The sequence below is a fragment of the Streptomyces nigrescens genome, assembly GCF_027626975.1.
Classification (GTDB): domain Bacteria; phylum Actinomycetota; class Actinomycetes; order Streptomycetales; family Streptomycetaceae; genus Streptomyces; species Streptomyces nigrescens.
Window position 1 is genome coordinate 2921545 of sequence record NZ_CP114203.1, and the last position, 16037, is coordinate 2937581.

Annotated in this window: 14 protein-coding genes; 2 read left to right on the forward strand and 12 right to left on the reverse strand. The window is 71.5% G+C overall.

What is annotated here, in order from left to right; genetic code table 11:
* Nucleotides 1-93: 93 nt before the first annotated feature.
* From STRNI_RS13115 to STRNI_RS13125, 3 genes are all read right to left on the reverse strand, one after another.
* A complete protein-coding gene (locus STRNI_RS13115) occupies nucleotides 94-3975 on the reverse strand; it encodes an AAA family ATPase (RefSeq protein ID WP_277411302.1) in 3882 nt (1293 codons plus the stop codon).
* 299 nt (nucleotides 3976-4274) lie between these two features.
* Nucleotides 4275-4478, reverse strand: a complete 204-nt coding sequence (locus tag STRNI_RS13120; RefSeq protein WP_006602857.1) for a hypothetical protein — start codon at nucleotides 4476-4478, stop codon at nucleotides 4275-4277.
* Nucleotides 4479-4860: 382 nt separating this feature from the next.
* Nucleotides 4861-5142 carry an acylphosphatase gene (locus STRNI_RS13125; protein ID WP_026169196.1) on the reverse strand — a complete coding sequence of 94 codons (282 nt, stop codon included), beginning with the start codon at nucleotides 5140-5142 and terminating at the stop codon, nucleotides 4861-4863.
* Between the two features lie 132 nt (nucleotides 5143-5274).
* On the opposite strand from STRNI_RS13125, the gene STRNI_RS13130 reads away from it, so the two are divergent.
* The gene (locus STRNI_RS13130; protein WP_381844581.1) at nucleotides 5275-6204 is read left to right on the forward strand and encodes a CAP domain-containing protein; all 930 of its coding nucleotides are present in this window, start codon (nucleotides 5275-5277) and stop codon (nucleotides 6202-6204) included.
* Nucleotides 6205-6331: 127 nt separating this feature from the next.
* Here STRNI_RS13130 and STRNI_RS13135 read toward each other — a convergent pair whose 3' ends face one another.
* Nucleotides 6332-6922, reverse strand: a complete 591-nt coding sequence (locus STRNI_RS13135) for a flavodoxin family protein (RefSeq protein WP_277413248.1) — start codon at nucleotides 6920-6922, stop codon at nucleotides 6332-6334.
* A gap of 152 nt (nucleotides 6923-7074) precedes the next feature.
* On the opposite strand from STRNI_RS13135, the gene STRNI_RS13140 reads away from it, so the two are divergent.
* Nucleotides 7075-7500: a winged helix-turn-helix transcriptional regulator gene (locus STRNI_RS13140; RefSeq protein ID WP_277411304.1), complete on the forward strand. Its 426-nt coding sequence runs from the start codon at nucleotides 7075-7077 to the stop codon at nucleotides 7498-7500.
* Between the two features lie 15 nt (nucleotides 7501-7515).
* Here the strand turns inward: STRNI_RS13140 and mutM are convergent, their stop codons facing one another.
* The 8 genes from mutM to STRNI_RS13180 form a co-directional block, all read right to left on the reverse strand.
* Nucleotides 7516-8442 carry a bifunctional DNA-formamidopyrimidine glycosylase/DNA-(apurinic or apyrimidinic site) lyase gene (gene mutM, locus STRNI_RS13145; protein WP_277411305.1) on the reverse strand — a complete coding sequence of 309 codons (927 nt, stop codon included), beginning with the start codon at nucleotides 8440-8442 and terminating at the stop codon, nucleotides 7516-7518.
* A 93-nt stretch (nucleotides 8443-8535) separates the two neighbouring features.
* On the reverse strand, nucleotides 8536-9375 hold the full coding sequence (gene rnc, locus STRNI_RS13150; RefSeq protein WP_018087171.1) for a ribonuclease III: 840 nt from the start codon (nucleotides 9373-9375) through the stop codon (nucleotides 8536-8538).
* 19 nt (nucleotides 9376-9394) lie between these two features.
* Nucleotides 9395-9568 carry a 50S ribosomal protein L32 gene (gene rpmF, locus STRNI_RS13155; protein WP_003951102.1) on the reverse strand — a complete coding sequence of 58 codons (174 nt, stop codon included), beginning with the start codon at nucleotides 9566-9568 and terminating at the stop codon, nucleotides 9395-9397.
* Nucleotides 9569-9570: 2 nt separating this feature from the next.
* On the reverse strand, nucleotides 9571-10170 hold the full coding sequence (locus STRNI_RS13160; protein ID WP_018087172.1) for a YceD family protein: 600 nt from the start codon (nucleotides 10168-10170) through the stop codon (nucleotides 9571-9573).
* Between the two features lie 200 nt (nucleotides 10171-10370).
* Nucleotides 10371-11531, reverse strand: coding sequence for an ATP synthase F0 subunit B (locus STRNI_RS13165; protein WP_277411306.1), 1161 nt, complete (start codon nucleotides 11529-11531; stop codon nucleotides 10371-10373).
* A gap of 130 nt (nucleotides 11532-11661) precedes the next feature.
* A complete protein-coding gene (gene coaD / locus STRNI_RS13170) occupies nucleotides 11662-12174 on the reverse strand; it encodes a pantetheine-phosphate adenylyltransferase (RefSeq protein WP_026169199.1) in 513 nt (170 codons plus the stop codon).
* Complete coding sequence (gene rsmD, locus STRNI_RS13175) at nucleotides 12171-12770, reverse strand: 16S rRNA (guanine(966)-N(2))-methyltransferase RsmD (RefSeq protein WP_018087175.1); 600 nt, start codon at nucleotides 12768-12770, stop codon at nucleotides 12171-12173. Before rsmD ends, coaD begins: the two co-directional genes overlap by 4 nt.
* 196 nt (nucleotides 12771-12966) lie before the next feature.
* On the reverse strand, nucleotides 12967-16011 hold the full coding sequence (locus tag STRNI_RS13180) for a helicase-related protein (protein WP_277411307.1): 3045 nt from the start codon (nucleotides 16009-16011) through the stop codon (nucleotides 12967-12969).
* Nucleotides 16012-16037 lie beyond the last annotated feature (26 nt).

The window sequence follows — 16037 nt, forward strand, 5'->3', positions numbered from 1 at the left end:
CACTCCGGGCGATCAACAGCGGGGCCGAGTGCGGACGCCATGCCCGCCGGCACCGGCCCGCGGCCGCCGCGGAAACCCGCCGCGCGAGCGCGGTCAGTGCAGTCGCTGGCTGATGACCTTCGAGACGCCGTCACCTTGCATCGATACCCCGTAGAGCGCGTCCGCGACCTCCATCGTCCGCTTCTGATGCGTGATCACAATCAGCTGGGAACTCTCCTGGAGTTCCTCCATGATCCGGATCAGCCGCTGGAGATTGGTGTCGTCCAGCGCGGCCTCCACCTCGTCCATCACGTAGAACGGGCTGGGCCGCGCCTTGAAGATCGACACCAGCAGCGCCACCGCGGTCAGCGACCGCTCACCGCCCGACAGCAGCGACAGCCGCTTGACCTTCTTCCCGGGCGGACGCGCCTCCACGTCCACCCCCGTCGACAGCATGTCGTCCGGATCGGTGAGCACCAGCCGCCCCTCACCGCCCGGGAAGAGCCGCGCGAAGACGCCCTCGAACTCGCGCGCGGTGTCGTGGTACGCCTCGGTGAAGACCTGCTCGACCCGCTCGTCGACCTCCTTGACCACCTGCATCAGGTCGGCCCGGGTCTTCTTCAAGTCTTCAAGCTGTTCGCTCAGGAACTGGTGCCGCTCCTCCAGTGCCGCGAACTCTTCCAGCGCCAGCGGGTTCACCTTCCCGAGCTGCTGATACGCCCGCTCGGCGGCCTTGAGCCGCTTCTCCTGATCGGCCCGTACATAGGGCACCGGCTGGTTGCGCGGATGCTCCGGATCGTCCGGCAGCACCTCGCCCTCGGCGGGCGGCGACGGCGGTACCAGCTGTTCGGGGCCGTACTCGGCCATCAGCCCGGCCGGCTCCACCCCCAGCTCCTCCAGCGCCTTGGTCTCCAGCTGCTCGATCCGCAGCCGCTTCTCCGCGCCCAGCACCTCACCGCGGTGCATCGAGTCCGTCAGCTTGTCCAGCTCGGACTTCAGCTCCCGGCCCTGGTTGCGCTCGGCCACCAGGGCCTGTTCCCGCCCGGCCTTGGCCCGCTCCGCGGCGCCGCGCTCCTCCTCGGCCCGTACGGCCGACACCTCGACATGCGCCAGCAGCTGCCGGGCACCGGCCGCGACCGCCCCGGCCACCGCCGCCTCGTGCCGCAGCCGGGCGCGCCGCCGCTCGGCCCGCGCCCGCGCCTCGCGCTCCGCCCGCGCTCCCCGGTCCAGTGAGTCCGCCCGCCCGGCGAGCGCCTTCACCCGCTCCTCGTGCGTACGCGCCTGGAGCCGGGCCTCCATCTCGGTCTGCCGCGCATTGGCGCCGTCGGCCGCCAGCCGGTCCCGTACGGAGGTGTCGGGCTCCTCATCGCCGACGCCCGGCTCCTCCTGTGCCACCGCGAGGCGCTCGGCCAGCTCCTCGGCCTCCTCGGTGGCCCGCAGCAGCGCCTCCTCGGCCTTGGCCGCCGCCGCGTCGCAGCGCTCGGCCTCGCCCGCGGCCGCCCGCGCCTGTCCGCCGAGCCGGCCCAGGTCCCCGGCGACCTTCGACTTCTCCCGGTCCGCCGCCCGCCGCCGCTCGGCCAGCTCCTCGACCAGCTCGGCGCCCGCCGTACGGCGTTCCGCCGCGGCCCGCTGTGCCTGTGCCAGCTCCTCGCAGCGCGCCGCCAGTTCCTCCAGCTCGGCCGCGGCCTCGTCGACGGACGCCTGCACCTCCAGCAGGCTCGGCGCACCGGCGGAACCCCCCTGCGCGAAATGCGCCCCGAGCAGATCGCCCGCACCGGTGACGGCCATCAGCTCCGGCCGCGCGGCCACCAGCTCCTCGGCGTCCTCCAGCGTCCCGACCACCACGACATCCCGCAGCAGCCGGGCCACGGCGGCCGTCAAATCCCCGGGTCCCCGGACCAGTTCCGCCGCCGGTACGGGCTCCGCACGCGGCCCGGGGACACGGTGCCCGGCCGGCCCGGGCACCCCCGGCGCCCCGGCCGCCCCCGCACGGACGCCCACCACGGCCCCCTCGGCCGCTCCAGCGAACCCTTCACCCCCACCGGTCCCACGAACCTCACCAGCCCCCTGAGACCCGGCGGCTCCAACAGCCCCGACAGCCCCAACAGCCTGACTCCCCGCCGACACCCCAGCAGCCCCAGCAGCCCCAACCACCTCACTCGCCGCCGACACTCCAGCCGCCTCAACAGCCCCAACGGCTTCCGCGGCTCCCCCGCCCTCCGTGGCCTCCACGGCCCGTGCGGGCGCAGGCACCCTTCCCGTGCCGCTCCGGCCCCCGCTTCCCCCCAGCACCATCGCCGCCCGCCCCGCGTCCTCCTTGCGCAGCAGCCGGATGGCCTCGGCGGCGGTGGCCGGGCCGGTGACGGCGACGGCGTCCGCGGCCGCGCCGAGCGCCGCCGCCACCGGGACCTCGAAGCCGGGGGTGACGGTCAGCAGTTCCGCCGCCGGCCCGAGCAGTCCGGTCAGGCGGTCCGCGGCGGCCAGCAGCGCACCGGTACCGTCCTTGCGGCGCAGCCCGAGCGCCAGCGCGTCATGCCGTGCGGCGGTCGCGGCCCGCTCGCGCTCGGCCGCGGTCAGCGCCTCGCGGGCGGCGGTCAGCGCGGTCTCCGTCTCCGCCAGGTCCCGGCGGGCCGCCTCGTGCCGCTCCGCGATCTCCTCGTCGTCCGCGTCCAGCCCGTCGACCTCGGCCTTGAGCTGCTCGTACTCCTCCTGGGCGGTGTCCGCCCGGCGCCGGGCGGCGTCCCTGGCCTCGGCGAGCCGGCCGATCTCCGCCTGCGCCGAGGCGGCCCGGCCACGGGCGGCGGTGACCTGGCCGCTCAGCCGGGCCAGGCCCTCGCGCCGGTCGGCGATGGCGCGGGCCACGTCCCGCAGCCGCCGCTCCTCGTCCGCCAACTGCCGCTCCAGCCCGGCACGGTGTTCGACGGTGTCCTCCAGCGCCCGGCTCGCCGCCTCCAGCGCGGCCGTCAACTCCGCCTCCTGCTCGCGGATCCGGGCCGCTTCCCGCTCCATGTCCTCGGGGTCGCGCCCGTGCCGCTCCTCCGGCGGGGCCGCCGTGGCGCTCTTGACCCGCGCCTCGGCCAGCGAGATCGTGCCGCGCACCCGCTCCGCGAGCTGCGACAGCTCGTACCACGTCTGCTGCGCGCGCTGCACCCGCGGCGTCAGCGTACGGACCTCCTCCTCCAGCGCCGCCTCGCGCTGCTGGGCGGTGCTCAGCCGGTCCTCGGCGGCCTGCTTGCGTTCCTTGAGCGCCGCCTCGTCCGCGATCTCGGCCTCCAGCGCCCGGCGCAGGGTGACGAGATCGTCGGCGAGCAGCCGCAGCCGGGCGTCGCGCAGGTCCGCCTGGATGACGGCGGCGCGCCGGGCGACCGCAGCCTGCCGCCCCAGCGGCTTGAGCTGGCGCCGCAGCTCATCGGTCAGATCCTGGACCCGGGCGAGATTGGCCTTCATCGCCTCCAGCTTCCGCAGCGCCTTCTCCTTGCGCTTGCGGTGCTTGAGGACGCCGGCCGCCTCCTCGATGAAGGCCCGGCGCCCCATCGGGTCGGCATGCAGCACGGAGTCGAGCTGGCCCTGCCCGACGATGACATGCATCTCCCGGCCGATACCGGAATCGGAGAGCAGTTCCTGGATGTCCAGCAGCCGGCAGGTGTCACCGTTGATCTGGTACTCGCTGCCGCCATTGCGGAACATGATCCGGGTGAGGGTGACTTCGGCGTACTCGATCGGCAGTGCACCGTCGGAGTTGTCGATGGTGAGCGAGACCTCGGCGCGGCCGAGCGGCAGCCGCCCGGTCGTCCCGGCGAAGATGACGTCCTCCATCTTCCCGCCGCGCAGCGACTTGGCGCCCTGCTCGCCCATGACCCAGGACAGCGCGTCCACGACATTGGACTTGCCGGAGCCGTTGGGACCCACGACGCAGGTGATGCCCGGCTCGAAGCGCAGCGTCGTGGCGGAGGCGAAGGACTTGAAACCTCGCAGGGTCAGACTCTTGAGATGCACGCCTTTGGACTCTACCGGCCGCTCCTCGGCGGGTGACCCCAACATTCCGGGGCGCCCCGGCCCCGTACGGCCCCCGGGTATACCGCGCCGTTCATTTTCGGTTTCATTGCCGAAAGTGCAGGGCACATCATGCGGTAAGGGAGGGCCGGTAAGGCTGAAGTGAGCACGTGGTTCGGGGGAAAGCCGCAGGAAGAAGAGCCGGGAAACGACGAAGGGACGCCGAAGCGTCCCTTGCAGATCTTGAAGAGAGCGGTGCCTCAAGCGGCTGGCGAGCAGCCCTACCGGCCCTGGGGTTGGGGTCAGGTGAGCGCGGGCTCCGCCTGGGGTACGTCGATGTCGAGCATCGAGTCGTCGCGACGTGCGGCAGCGGACAGCATGTCGTTTTCGGCCTGCATCCGAATAAGCTCGGATTCAAGGTCTTGGACGCGCTGCTGAAGCCGTCGCATCTCGGAGAGGACTCGGGGGTCGGAGCCGCCGACGTAACCGAGAAGCGCCTTTGCCATGATGGATGGTCCTCCACAATGAGTGACCGACCGAAGCGGTGTGGGTCGTGAGGGATTCGCACCCGCGGTGCTTGTCATTCTCTGGTGTACTCAATGCCAAACAGCTAAGGTGCGCGGGGATTCCAGAGTCTCACCAAACGGTTTGACGGTCAACACGATCACACCCCGTATCCTCGGGCACCTGAGAGTGCGCGGCCGCGAGGGCGCTGCGCCGACTCCCCAGAAAGGTCCCGCGGGGGCGTGGAGATCATCCGTACAGCGGCAGCCTTGCACGGGTCGGCCGAGTTGGCAACCACCAGGCCTTATCTCCCGTAAGCAGCTGACAAAGACACATCCGCAAGATCGCCTTTGACGGCCGTTCGGACCGTTCCGGCGGGTCGGATCAGCGGATCTCGAAGCCGTCATAACCCCCGCGGGGCGTGTCCCAGATCTCAGTGACTCCGTCGACCCGCCCGGGCGTGTCTCCGGTGCGGAGCCAGTCGAGCAACTGGTCGCAGTGATCCTTCGGGCCCTCGGCGACCACCTGGACGCGGCCGTCACCGAGATTGACGGCAAATCCGGCGAGTTCGCCGATGCGAAGAGCGTTGGCCCGGGTGAACCAGCGGAACCCGACACCCTGGACCTGACCACGTACCCACGCGGTCACTCGGACAGCTTCATTCATGTGTGCACGCTAACCGGCCAATTGCTCAGTGGTCACTTCTGCCCCTTGCGCCATGGCGTACAGTCCCCCGACAGCGAGGCTCACTCTTATGGGTGAGCCATGTTGACGCTGAGGACGGAAGGAAGACAGCGGATGGGCCGCCATCGACGCTCTGCTCCCCACGCTCCCGAGGCCCCCGGTGCGGGGCCTGTTGACGCTCCGACGGCTGCCCGGCCCGGCGCGCCGGACACCACGCGGCACCGTGGGCATCGCGCGGCGCGCGGCCGCGGTATGACCCCCGTCCGCACCGGACTGCTCGGCGCCTCGGCGGCGGTGGCGATGGGAGCCGTGGCGGTCGCCTCCGGACTGATCCCCGGCAACGGCCAGTTCGACGGGGGCCCGGGCGACCAGGGCGACCGCGTCCGGGCGGGTGCGCTGCCGGAGGCCTCCCGGCCGCTGGGCGGCATCTCCGCGTCCCCGACCGACCGCAGCACGGACGAGGTGAGCCGCGGCAGTGCCCGCCCCAAGGCCCCCGGCACCGGCCATGCCTCCGCCGTCACCACCCCTTCGGCGTCCCCCTCACCGCAGCGGCCGTCCAAATCCCCCACCGGGAAGACCGGTTCGCACCGGTCCGCCAAGCCCGCCGACCGCCCGTCCTCGGCCTCGCCCGAGCGCACCGCGGCAGCGTCGAAAACCCCCGACGCCCAGTCGTCCGCGGAGGCCCAGGTCCTGTCCTTGGTCAATCAGGAGCGCGCCCAGGCCGGCTGCTCCCCCGTGACGGCGGACAAGGAATTGGCCGGTCTCGCACAGGATTTCAGTGACGACATGGCCCGGCGCGACTTCTTCGACCACACCGACCCGGACGGCGACACGCCCTGGGACCGCGCCCGTGACGCGGGCATCGACGACCTCGGCGGCGAGAACATAGCCCGCGGCCAGGCCAACGCCCAGTCCGTCATGGACTCCTGGATGAACAGCCCCGGCCACCGCGCCAACATCCTCAACTGCGAGTACAAGACCCTCGGTGTCGGCGCCCACTTCGGGTCGGGCGGCCCGTGGTGGACGCAGGACTTCGGCTTCTGAGGCAGCCCGTCCGGCGGTGACACCGCCGCACCCGGATGAACGCCCGCGCCGCCCCGTGACGGATCACGGGGCGGCGCGGGCGTTCCGCGTACCGGGGACCGGAGGCCTGTGGCCCGTAGTACGCCGGTCAGGCGGCGAGGGCGGCGCGGCCCGCGACGACGATGCGGGCCTGCTCGGTGATACGGCGTCCGAGGTGCTCGGCGGTGGCGATATCGGCCTTGTGGACCCCCTCGGCGCCCTGGTCGTTGGGGGACTGGGCTGCGGCACCCAGGAAGAAGCCCAGCCGGTTCAGATCGTTCTCGGACGCGGTGGAGGAGTTCCAGCCGGGGAGCAGGTTGAGGCTGACCCAGCTCATGCCGTGCTGGGCGGCGAGCACCGTGAAGAACTGCAGGGTGTGCAGCTTGTCGCCGCTCTTGGAAGCGGAGTTGGTGAAGCCGGCGGCGAGCTTGTCCTGCCAGGCGCGGGTCGCCCAGCGCTTGGCGCTCGCCTCGGCGAAGGTGTGGAAGGCGCCGGAGGCCGTCCCCATGTAGGTCGGCGAGCCGAAGACGATCGCGTCGGAGGCGTCGAGCTGCTCCCACTGGGCTTCGGTGATCTCGTCGACCTTGATCAGGTGAACGGTGGCACCGGCCTCGACGGCGGCGGCGCGTACGGCCTCGGCCAGTACGGCGGTGTGGCCGAAGCCGGAGTGGTACGCGAGCGAGACGACGGGGGCGGGCAGGGCAGGCGTGGTCACGGCGGTTCTCCTCAAGGTCACGGCATCCCGGGACGGTCGGTGCCCGGGAACGCCGGGCTGCGATGAGGAAAAGAGAAGCACTAACTTTTAGAAAGCGCAACCTAATGGTTAGCGCTGCGCGAGGGTATGGTGTGTCTATGGCGACCGAAACCACCGGCGAGACGGCCGATGAGCCCACCCCCGGCTGTACGGACGGCCTGGCCTACGACGTCTTCGGGCGCGACTGCCCGTCCCGCGACGCGCTCCGGCACATCACCGACCGATGGGGCAGCCTGACGCTCGGCGCCCTGCTCGACGGGACCTTCCGCTTCAACGAACTGCGGCGCCGGGTGGCCGGGGTGAGCGAGAAAATGCTGGCCCAGACCCTGCACGCACTGGAGCGGGACGGACTCGTGCACCGCGAGGCACAGCAGACCAACCCGCCCCGGGTGGATTACGCGCTGACGCCGCTGGGCGACCAGATCGCCCGTCAACTACGGCTGCTGATCGACCTGGTGGAGGACCGGATGCCGCAGGTCCTCCAGGCCCGCGAGCACTACGACGCCCAGCGCACCGCGGAGTGAGCCGCCGGCCCGCGCTCAGGCGCGCGGCGGCCGCTGGCAGCGGGGGCAGAAGTAGCTGGAGCGGTTCATCCAGGGACGGCGGCGGATCGGGGTACCGCAGCGGCGGCAGGGCTCGTCCTCGCGGCCGTAGGCGTCCAGGGAGCGCTCGAAGTAGCCGGACTCACCGTTGACGTTGACATAGAGGCTGTCGAAGCTGGTGCCGCCGACGGCGAGCGCGGCATTCATCACGTCCCGTACGTGGCCGAGCAGCTCGGCGGTGCGCGGGCGGGTGAAGGTGGCGGTCGGCCGCTCGTAGTGGAGCTTGCTGCGCCACAGCGCCTCGTCCGCGTAGATGTTGCCGACGCCGCTGATCAGCGTCTGGTCGAGCAGCGCGCGCTTGACGGTGGTCCGGCGGCGGCGCAGCGCGTCGTGGAACGCGGCGTCGTCGAAGGCGGGATCGAGCGGGTCCCGGGCGATGTGCGCGATGACGTCGGGCAGGTGGTCGGCGTCGCCGGGGACGGTGTCGTGCAGCGACAGACCGCCGAAGGTGCGCTGGTCGACGAAGCGGAGTTCGGTGGCCAGATCGTCGGCGAAGCGGATCCGGATCCGCAGGTGCTTCTCCTCGGGGGCGTCCTGCGGCTGGACCAGCAGCTGGCCGCTCATGCCGAGGTGGGCGAGGATCGCCAGCCCATGGGTGACGGAGGGCGTGACCATCGGGCTGATGCCCTCGGCCGCGGTCTGGGCGGCCGGACCGCCACCGGTCACCGGGAGCCAGAGGTACTTGCCGCGCCGGCGCGCCGTACCGAGGCGCAGCCCCTTGAGCCGGGCCGCGAAATCGGCCGCCCCGCCCGTGTGCCGGCGGATCGCCCGCGGATGCCGCACCTCGACGGCGTCGATCGTGCGGCCGCTGACCCAGCGCTCCAGTCCGCGGCGTACGACCTCGACCTCGGGCAGCTCGGGCACGGAGGGCTCCTTGGGAACGACGGTGGGGCGAAAGACTTCTGACCCCGTCCGGGGCGACGCGCGGCCGCCCCGGACGGGGTCAGAATCGGTGCTTCAGTGTGCCGACGACGAACCGTCGCCGGCGGCCGGAGCCGAGTTCTCCGCTTCCGGCGACACCTCGTCGCCGGAAGCTGCCGCCTTGGCCGCCTCGTCCGCCGCGGCGCGAATCGCACGCCACGCGGACTCGGCCGCCTGCTGCTCGGCTTCCTTCTTGCTGCGGCCGGTGCCGGTGCCGTACGAGACACCACCGACGCGGGCGGCAGCAGTAAAGGTCTTCTCGTGGTCGGGGCCGGTCTCGGTGACCAGGTACTCCGGAACGCCGAGGCCTTCGGTCGCGGTGAGTTCCTGGAGGCTGGTCTTCCAGTCCAGGCCCGCGCCCAGGCTGGAGGACTTCTCGATCAGCGGGTCGAAGAGCCGGTGCACCAGCTCGCCGGCCGCGTCGAGACCCTGGTCGAGATAGACCGCGCCGATCACCGCTTCAAGGGTGTCGGCGAGGATGGAGGCCTTGTCCCGGCCGCCCGTGCCCTCTTCGCCCCGTCCGAGGCGGATGAAGGCGCCGAGGTCGAGGCCGCGGCCCACCTCGGCAAGCGCACGCGAGTTGACCACCGCGGCCCGGAGCTTGGCCAGCTGGCCTTCCGGGAGATCGGGGTGGATGCGGTACAGCGTGTCCGTGACCACCAGGCCGAGCACCGAATCCCCGAGGAATTCGAGCCGCTCGTTGGTGGGCAGACCGCCGTTCTCGTATGCGTACGAGCGGTGCGTCAGCGCACGCACCAGAAGGGCGGACTCGAGCTGGTACCCGAGCCGCCCTTCCAGAAGCGTGTGGGACGAGGCTGTGTCCGCCGGAGTCGGTTCATCCCCGCGTTTGCGGGAAGTCGAGTTGGCGTCTGACATGGAGCCTGTCACCAGCCGCTCAGACCTCGAGGACCTGGCGCTTGTTGTAGGTGCCGCAGCTCGGGCACGCGATGTGCTGCTGCTTCGGCTCGTGGCAGCGCTCGCACGCCACCAGGGTGGGGACCGCAGCCTTCCACTGCGACCGGCGGTGGCGCGTGTTGCTGCGCGACATCTTCCGCTTCGGAACAGCCACGGCTACTTCTCCTGCTTCTCGTCGACGCCCGCTTCGGCGCCGCCCATGTTGTCCTTCTCGCCGTCCTTGACGGTCCCGGCGAGTCCCTGCAGTGCCGCCCAACGGATGTCGACGGCGTCGTGGTGGTGGTCCGGGTCGTCCGCCAGCCGCACTCCGCAATCGGAGCACAGACCGGGGCAGTCGTCCTGGCACACCGGCTGCATCGGCAGTGCAAGCACCACCGCGTCACGCAGCACGGGTTCGAGGTCGAACAGGTCGTCCTCGAGGAAGAGGGTGTCCTCCTCATCCTCGGCGTCGTCGCCGGCGTCCGCCTCGCGGACCCGGGCATCGGCGTCGGGGTAGGTGAACATCTCCTGGAAGTCCGCGTCGAGCTCTCGCTCCAGCGGCTCCAGACACCTTACGCACTCCCCCTTGACGGTTGCACGGCCGGTGCCTGTGACAAGCACCCCGTCCATGACCGATTCCAGGCGGAGGTCGAGCTCGATCGGTGCGCCCTCGGGTACGCCGATGACCTCATTGCCGAGGTCCCGGGGGGCCTCGGCGGAGCGGGAGACCCTCTTGAGCGCACCGGGACGCCGGCCCAGCTCGCGCGTATCGAACACGAGAGGGGAACGGTGGTCGAGGCGGGCGTTGATGGCTTCCTGCTTTCTACGGGGATTGCGTGCCGCCGTTTGCCAGAGGTACTGGATTAGGGCAGCAGAGATCGCGGGAATACGCGCGACCGAAGAGCCAGGATACTGGACGGGCCCCGATAGGCCCAATCCGCTACCGGCCCCCGCCCCGGCCCCGCGGGCAGGGCCGCCTACTGGCGCCTCTCCTCGTACTGCCGGAGCTGGTCCAGGTCGATCACGCTGGTGTCGAAGAGGCTGGTCTCGTCCAGCGCACCGGGCCGGGCGGCGGGGTCGTGCGGGGCGTGCTGGGGCTGCTGGGGCACCTGCTGCTGGAGATACGCGTGCGGGTCGTATCCCTGCTGCTGGGCCTGCTGCTGCCAGTCGTAGCCGTACAGATTCTGGTGCTGGGCGTCCTGGGCGTAGGCCGCCTCCTGCGGCTGCTGCTGATAGCCGTAGACGTCCTGCTGCTGCGGGTAGGCCGCGGGGTCGTAGTAGCCCTGCTGCTGAAGCTGGGGCTGGAGGGGCTGCTGGTGCTCCTGAGGCTGCTGGTGCTGGGGCTGCGTCTGGGGCATCGGGGGCACCTGAGGCGGCTGTGGTGCCTGGGGCTGCTGTGGTGCCTGGTCGGCGCCGATGTCCGCCAGGCCGGCGAGGTAGTCGGCGTCGGCCTGCGGATGCTGGGAGCGCGGATCACCCTGCGCCGCCAGATGGACGGCCAGCTCATCGATCGCCTGGGCGCCCTGGAGCTTGTCGCGGCCCCGGCCGACCGCCTCCAGCGTCTTGGTCAGCACGGCCTGGAACGCCCCGAACTTGGCGTCCACATAGGCATCGGCGCGCTGCCTGAGGGTCTCCGGGTCGCCGCTGCGCTCCGGGGCCTCGGTGTCCTCGTAGCCCTGCTCGTCGAGCCCCGGGCCGCGGCCGAGCAGCTTCTCGCGGCCGCGGTCGACGGACCCGATGGTCTTGGTGAGCACGACCTCGAAGTTGGCGAGCTTGCTGTCCACGTAGTCGTCGGCCTCGGCGCGGATCTCCTCCGCCTCCCGGCGGGCCTCCGCCAGGATCCGGTCCGCCTCCTCCTGGGACTGCCGGGCGACCTCGGTGTCGGAAATCAGCGATCCGCGCTGGGCGTGCGCGGTCTCGATGATCCGCTCCGCTTCCGCCCGTGCCTCCTCGACCATCTGCTCCCGCCCGCCGAGCAGCTCCTGCGCCTGTGCGAGGGAGCCCGGCAGCGCCGCGCGCACCTCCTCCAGCATGGCGAGCAGCTCGGCGCGGTTGACCACGCACGAGGCCGACATGGGCATGGACCGGGCACCGCCGACGGTCGCGACGATGTCGTCGAGCTTCTTCTGCACGTCCACCTTGGACTCGCCACTCTCTGAAGGGTTTTGAACGACGGAACGGGACGACTGTACGTCCACCGGCCCTCCGCCCGACACCACCTGACGCCCCATCAGTCCGGCATCGCGCGGGGTGCGCCGAGTGCGGTGATCAGTCCTTCTTCCGCAGGCGCTCGGTGAGGGCTTCGAGGACGAACGGCGGGACCAGGTGGGAGACATCGCCGCCCCAGGCGGCGACCTCCTTCACGAGGCTGGAGGAGAGGAAGCTGTAGGTCGGATTGGTGGGGACGAAGAGCGTCTCCACCCCGGACAGGCCGTTGTTCATCTGGGCCATCTGCAGCTCGTAGTCGAAGTCGCTGACGGCCCGCAGTCCCTTGACGATCGCGGGGATGTCGCGCTGCTTGCAGAAGTCGACGAGGAGTCCGTGGAAGGCCTCGACCTCCACGTTGCCGTACTCGGCGGTGGCCCGGCGGATGAGGTCGATCCGCTCGTCGACCGTGAACAGCCCCTGCTTGGACTGGTTGATCATCACGGCGACGTGGACGACGTCGTACAGCTTGGAGGCACGGGCGATGATGTCCAGGTGCCCGTTGGTGATGGGGTCGAATGACCCCGGACAGACGGCGCGGCGCAACTCGGTTTCCTCGCTCTCCGATCCGGTCATGACACGCTTGCTGACGTCGATACGGCGGACGCCGAAGCGGCGCGACCGTACCAAAGCGTCCCCTCGCCGTAGCGACGGGCCTTGATCGCTTCGAAACCGTCCGGCCATGGGAACGTGCCGCCTCTGGTGCTGCGCTCCACGGTGACGAGTGCCTGCTCCGCAAGCCACCCCTGACCACGGAGTGTGAGCAGGATCTCGCAGAGTTCCGCGTCGGACACCACGTAGGGCGGGTCCAGGAAGACGATGTCGTACGGCTCCCCCGGTGCGGGGGCGGCGGCGGTCTGCTCGGCCTTGCCGGCCCGGACCTCGACGCCGGGGAGGCCGACCGTACGGACGTTGTCCCGGATGGTGCGCACCGCGCGGGCATCGGCCTCGACCAGCAGGACGTGCGCGGCACCGCGGGAGAGCGCCTCCAGGCCGACCGCACCGGAACCGCCGTACAGATCGAGGACCCGGGCACCGGCCAGCGGTCCGTCGAGCGACTCCCAGGTGGAGAACATGCCCTCGCGCGCCCGGTCGGAGGTGGGGCGGGTGCCGTTTCCCGGTGGTACGGCCAGGCGGCGGCCGCCGGCCGTACCGGCGATCACGCGGGTCATGGGCCCGTCCTTACGTTGCGCGTGGTCGGTGTGCTGAGGGGGAGCCGGGCAGGCTCCGCACCTCCACGATATTCCGTCAGCCGACGGCCGACGTCCGGCCGGAGCTTCCGGGAAGCGCGGTGCACGGTGATCGATCTCACGTGGCGGCGGGCCGCCGGACCCTGCCCGCCGCGCTCCACTCTCGCCGCGGCGTCTCTCACCCCTTGTCCAGATACTGCTCCCGTTCGTCGTCCAGCAGGGCGGACAGGGCGATCCGCAGCTCCGGATATCCGGACAGCTCGGGGTCGGCGGTGACGAGTTCGGTGGCCTCGTCGCGGGCGGCCGCGATCACCTCCTCGTCCTCGATGACCGCGAGCATCCGCAGCGAGGAGCGGACGCCGGACTGCGCCTGGCCGAGGACATCGCCCTCGCGCCGCTGTTCCAGGTCGATACGGGAGAGTTCGAAGCCGTCGAGGGTGCCGGCCACGGCGGCGAGCCGGGCGCGGGCCGGGCTGGCCTCGGGCATCTCGCTGACCAGCAGGCACAGACCGGGCGCGGAGCCACGGCCGACCCGGCCGCGCAGCTGGTGCAGCTGGGAGACGCCGAAGCGGTCCGCGTCCATGATCACCATGGCGGTGGCGTTCGGGACGTTCACCCCGACCTCGATGACGGTCGTCGCGACCAGCACATCCAGCTCGCCGGCGGCGAACCGGCGCATCACGTCGTCCTTGTCGTCCGGCGCCATCCGGCCGTGCAGGACCGCCACCCGCAGGCCGTCGAGCGGGCCGGCGGTGAGCTGCCCGGCGATGTCGAGCACCGCGAGCGGCGGCCGCTTCTCCTCCGCGTCCTCCGGTGAACTCGCCTTGGCCGCAGCGCCCTTGGAGCCTGCCGCGCCCTTCTTCGCCCCCTTGGGCGCGTCCTCCTCGTCGCCGATCCGCGGGCACACCACATAGCCCTGGTGGCCGGCCGCGACCTCTTCGCGGACCCGCTCCCAGGCGCGCGCGAGGAAGTGCGGCTTGTCCTTGGCGGGCACCACATGGCTGGCGATCGGTGAGCGTCCGGCGGGGAGCTGGTCCAGGACGGAGGTCTCCAGATCGCCGAAGACGGTCATGGCGACCGTGCGCGGGATGGGCGTCGCCGTCATCACCAGCAGATGGGGCGGCTGTTTGCCCTTGCCGCGCAGCGCGTCCCGTTGCTCGACGCCGAACCGGTGCTGTTCGTCGACGACGACCAGCCCCAGGTCGTGGAACTGCACCTTGTCCTCGATCAGGGCATGGGTGCCGACGACGATCCCGGCCTCGCCGGTGACCAGGTCGAGCAGCGCCTGGCGGCGGGCGGCGGCCCCCATGGAGCCGGTCAGCAGCACCACTTTGGTGCCCCGCTCCGCGCCGCCGAGCATCCCGCCCTCGGCCAGCTCCCCCATCATCTCGGTGATCGAGCGGTGGTGCTGCTGGGCCAGGACCTCGGTCGGCGCCAGCATCGCGGCCTGGCCGCCGCTGTCGACCACGCCGAGCATGGCGCGCAGCGCGACCATGGTGTTGTGCGTGACGGTGAAGTGGTCGGTCACATAGGCGTGGCCGGGGTGCCGGACGCTGATGCACTGGACGGGTTTGCGGCCGGCGTACTCGATGGCCCGGATGGCGCGCCGGAAGCCGGTGCCGTCCTCCGGGCAGCCGGCGGACCCGCCGGGCACCGCATGCTCACGGCCCGCGTCGCGGAAGGGCGGATACCCGGCCGGCAACGCCACCGAGACGTCGTACGCGCCGTCCCGTACGGGATGGAGCCGGGCCCCGCCGCCCAGGGAACGCACCAGCCAGGCCAGGTCCTCAGCCAGGGGGCCGGCCGCCGCGCGGTACACCGCGGCGCCCCCCGCGCGCATGCCACCGGCGTCCATCAGGCCCTGCACCACGGCCAGCCGGTCCTTGAGCGGGGCGTTGCGGTACGCGGACGGCACCCGGTCCGCCGGGCGGCCGGCGCCGGCCTCGCCCAGCGCCCGCCCCACCTCGTAAGGGTCGAGCGGCCGGGCCTCGCCGCCCTCCAGGTCCACCGGCGTGGCCGGGGCGATGGACCACTTGGGGCGGCCGTCGGCCCGCAGCAGATCCCCCCGCAGTTCACGGGTGGTCAGCACCTGCTCCCCCGTACCGCGGGTCCCGACGATCCACAGATGCTCGTCATCGCACTCGACGGTGCTCCCGTCGGACAGCACGAGGCGCCACACCTCCCGCTCGCCCTGCGGGAAGACGCCGTCCACCACGGCGAGCTCGCCGCTCGGCACCACCACCTCGGTGCCGACGGTCATCTCCCCCATGGGACGGAAACCGCGCGGCGTCAGCACCAGTGCGTCCAGCGGCTGCGCCTTGCCGGAGCCCACCTCGCCCTGGAGGAGGCGGTGCATGGGGTGCTCGGTCGCCAGGTCGTCGAAGATCTCCTGGCTGACCTTCTGCTGGCCTTCGGTGAGGGTGAAGGGCAGCTTGGCGTCGAAGGCGTCGAGGATGCCGCCCTCGGTCAGGGTCCGTGCCACGGCGGGGAGTTGGGTCTCGGCGCGGCGGCGCCGGGCGAGCGCGACCTGGAGGACGAAGGCCTCGTCCCACTTCAGGCGGGCCCGCGCATCGGCGATATCGGCCTTGGTGGCCGGACGGTGGATCTTCAGCAGCGCCTCGGTGAGCGGCACCAGCGCCCGCCCCTCGCGCAGCGATTCCGGCAGCGGGTCGATAGCGTCCCGCGCGCTGGGCAGCACCGCGTCGACCGCCTTGGCGATCTTCCAGGACGCCATCTGCTGGCAGGCCGGATAGATCGGCATGAGCTGGTTGGCGAAGGCGCTGACGGCGTCCTCCCCGTCGTCGGCCGTGCGGTCGAGGAGCTCGTATTCGGGGTGGGCGAGCTGCAGTTTGCGGTTGAAGACCGAGACCTTGCCGGCGAACATCGCGCGGCGCCCCGGGAGCAGGTCCTTGTGGGGCTTGTGGATGCCCTTGCCGAAGAAGACCAGCCGGAGCCGCCCGCTGCCGTCGGTGAGCGTCACCTCCAGGCGCTGTCCCCGGCCGCCGTTGAACTTCAGCACCCGGGCGTCCGCGACCTGCGCGACGACCGTGACGTGTTCGTCCAGCGGGAGGTCCGCGAGACGGGTCAGCTCACCGCGCTCGGCATAGCGGCGCGGATAGTGGTGCAACAGGTCGCCGACCGTATGCAGGTCGAGATGCTCGGCCAGCACCTTCGCGGTGGTGCCACCGAGGATTTTCTTCAGGGGTTCGTCGAGCGCTGCCACGCATCCATTGCACACCACACCTGTGA

Coding starts and splice junctions, on each gene's coding strand:
- STRNI_RS13120 (WP_006602857.1), bottom strand. CDS start 4,478: ATGGCAAAGGCGCTTCTCGGTTACGTCGGCGGCTCCGACCCCCGAGTC.
- STRNI_RS13125 (WP_026169196.1), bottom strand. CDS start 5,142: ATGAATGAAGCTGTCCGAGTGACCGCGTGGGTACGTGGTCAGGTCCAG.
- STRNI_RS13130 (WP_381844581.1), top strand. CDS start 5,275: ATGGGCCGCCATCGACGCTCTGCTCCCCACGCTCCCGAGGCCCCCGGT.
- STRNI_RS13140 (WP_277411304.1), top strand. CDS start 7,075: ATGGCGACCGAAACCACCGGCGAGACGGCCGATGAGCCCACCCCCGGC.
- rnc (WP_018087171.1), bottom strand. CDS start 9,375: ATGTCAGACGCCAACTCGACTTCCCGCAAACGCGGGGATGAACCGACT.
- coaD (WP_026169199.1), bottom strand. CDS start 12,174: ATGACCGGATCGGAGAGCGAGGAAACCGAGTTGCGCCGCGCCGTCTGT.
- rsmD (WP_018087175.1), bottom strand. CDS start 12,770: ATGACCCGCGTGATCGCCGGTACGGCCGGCGGCCGCCGCCTGGCCGTA.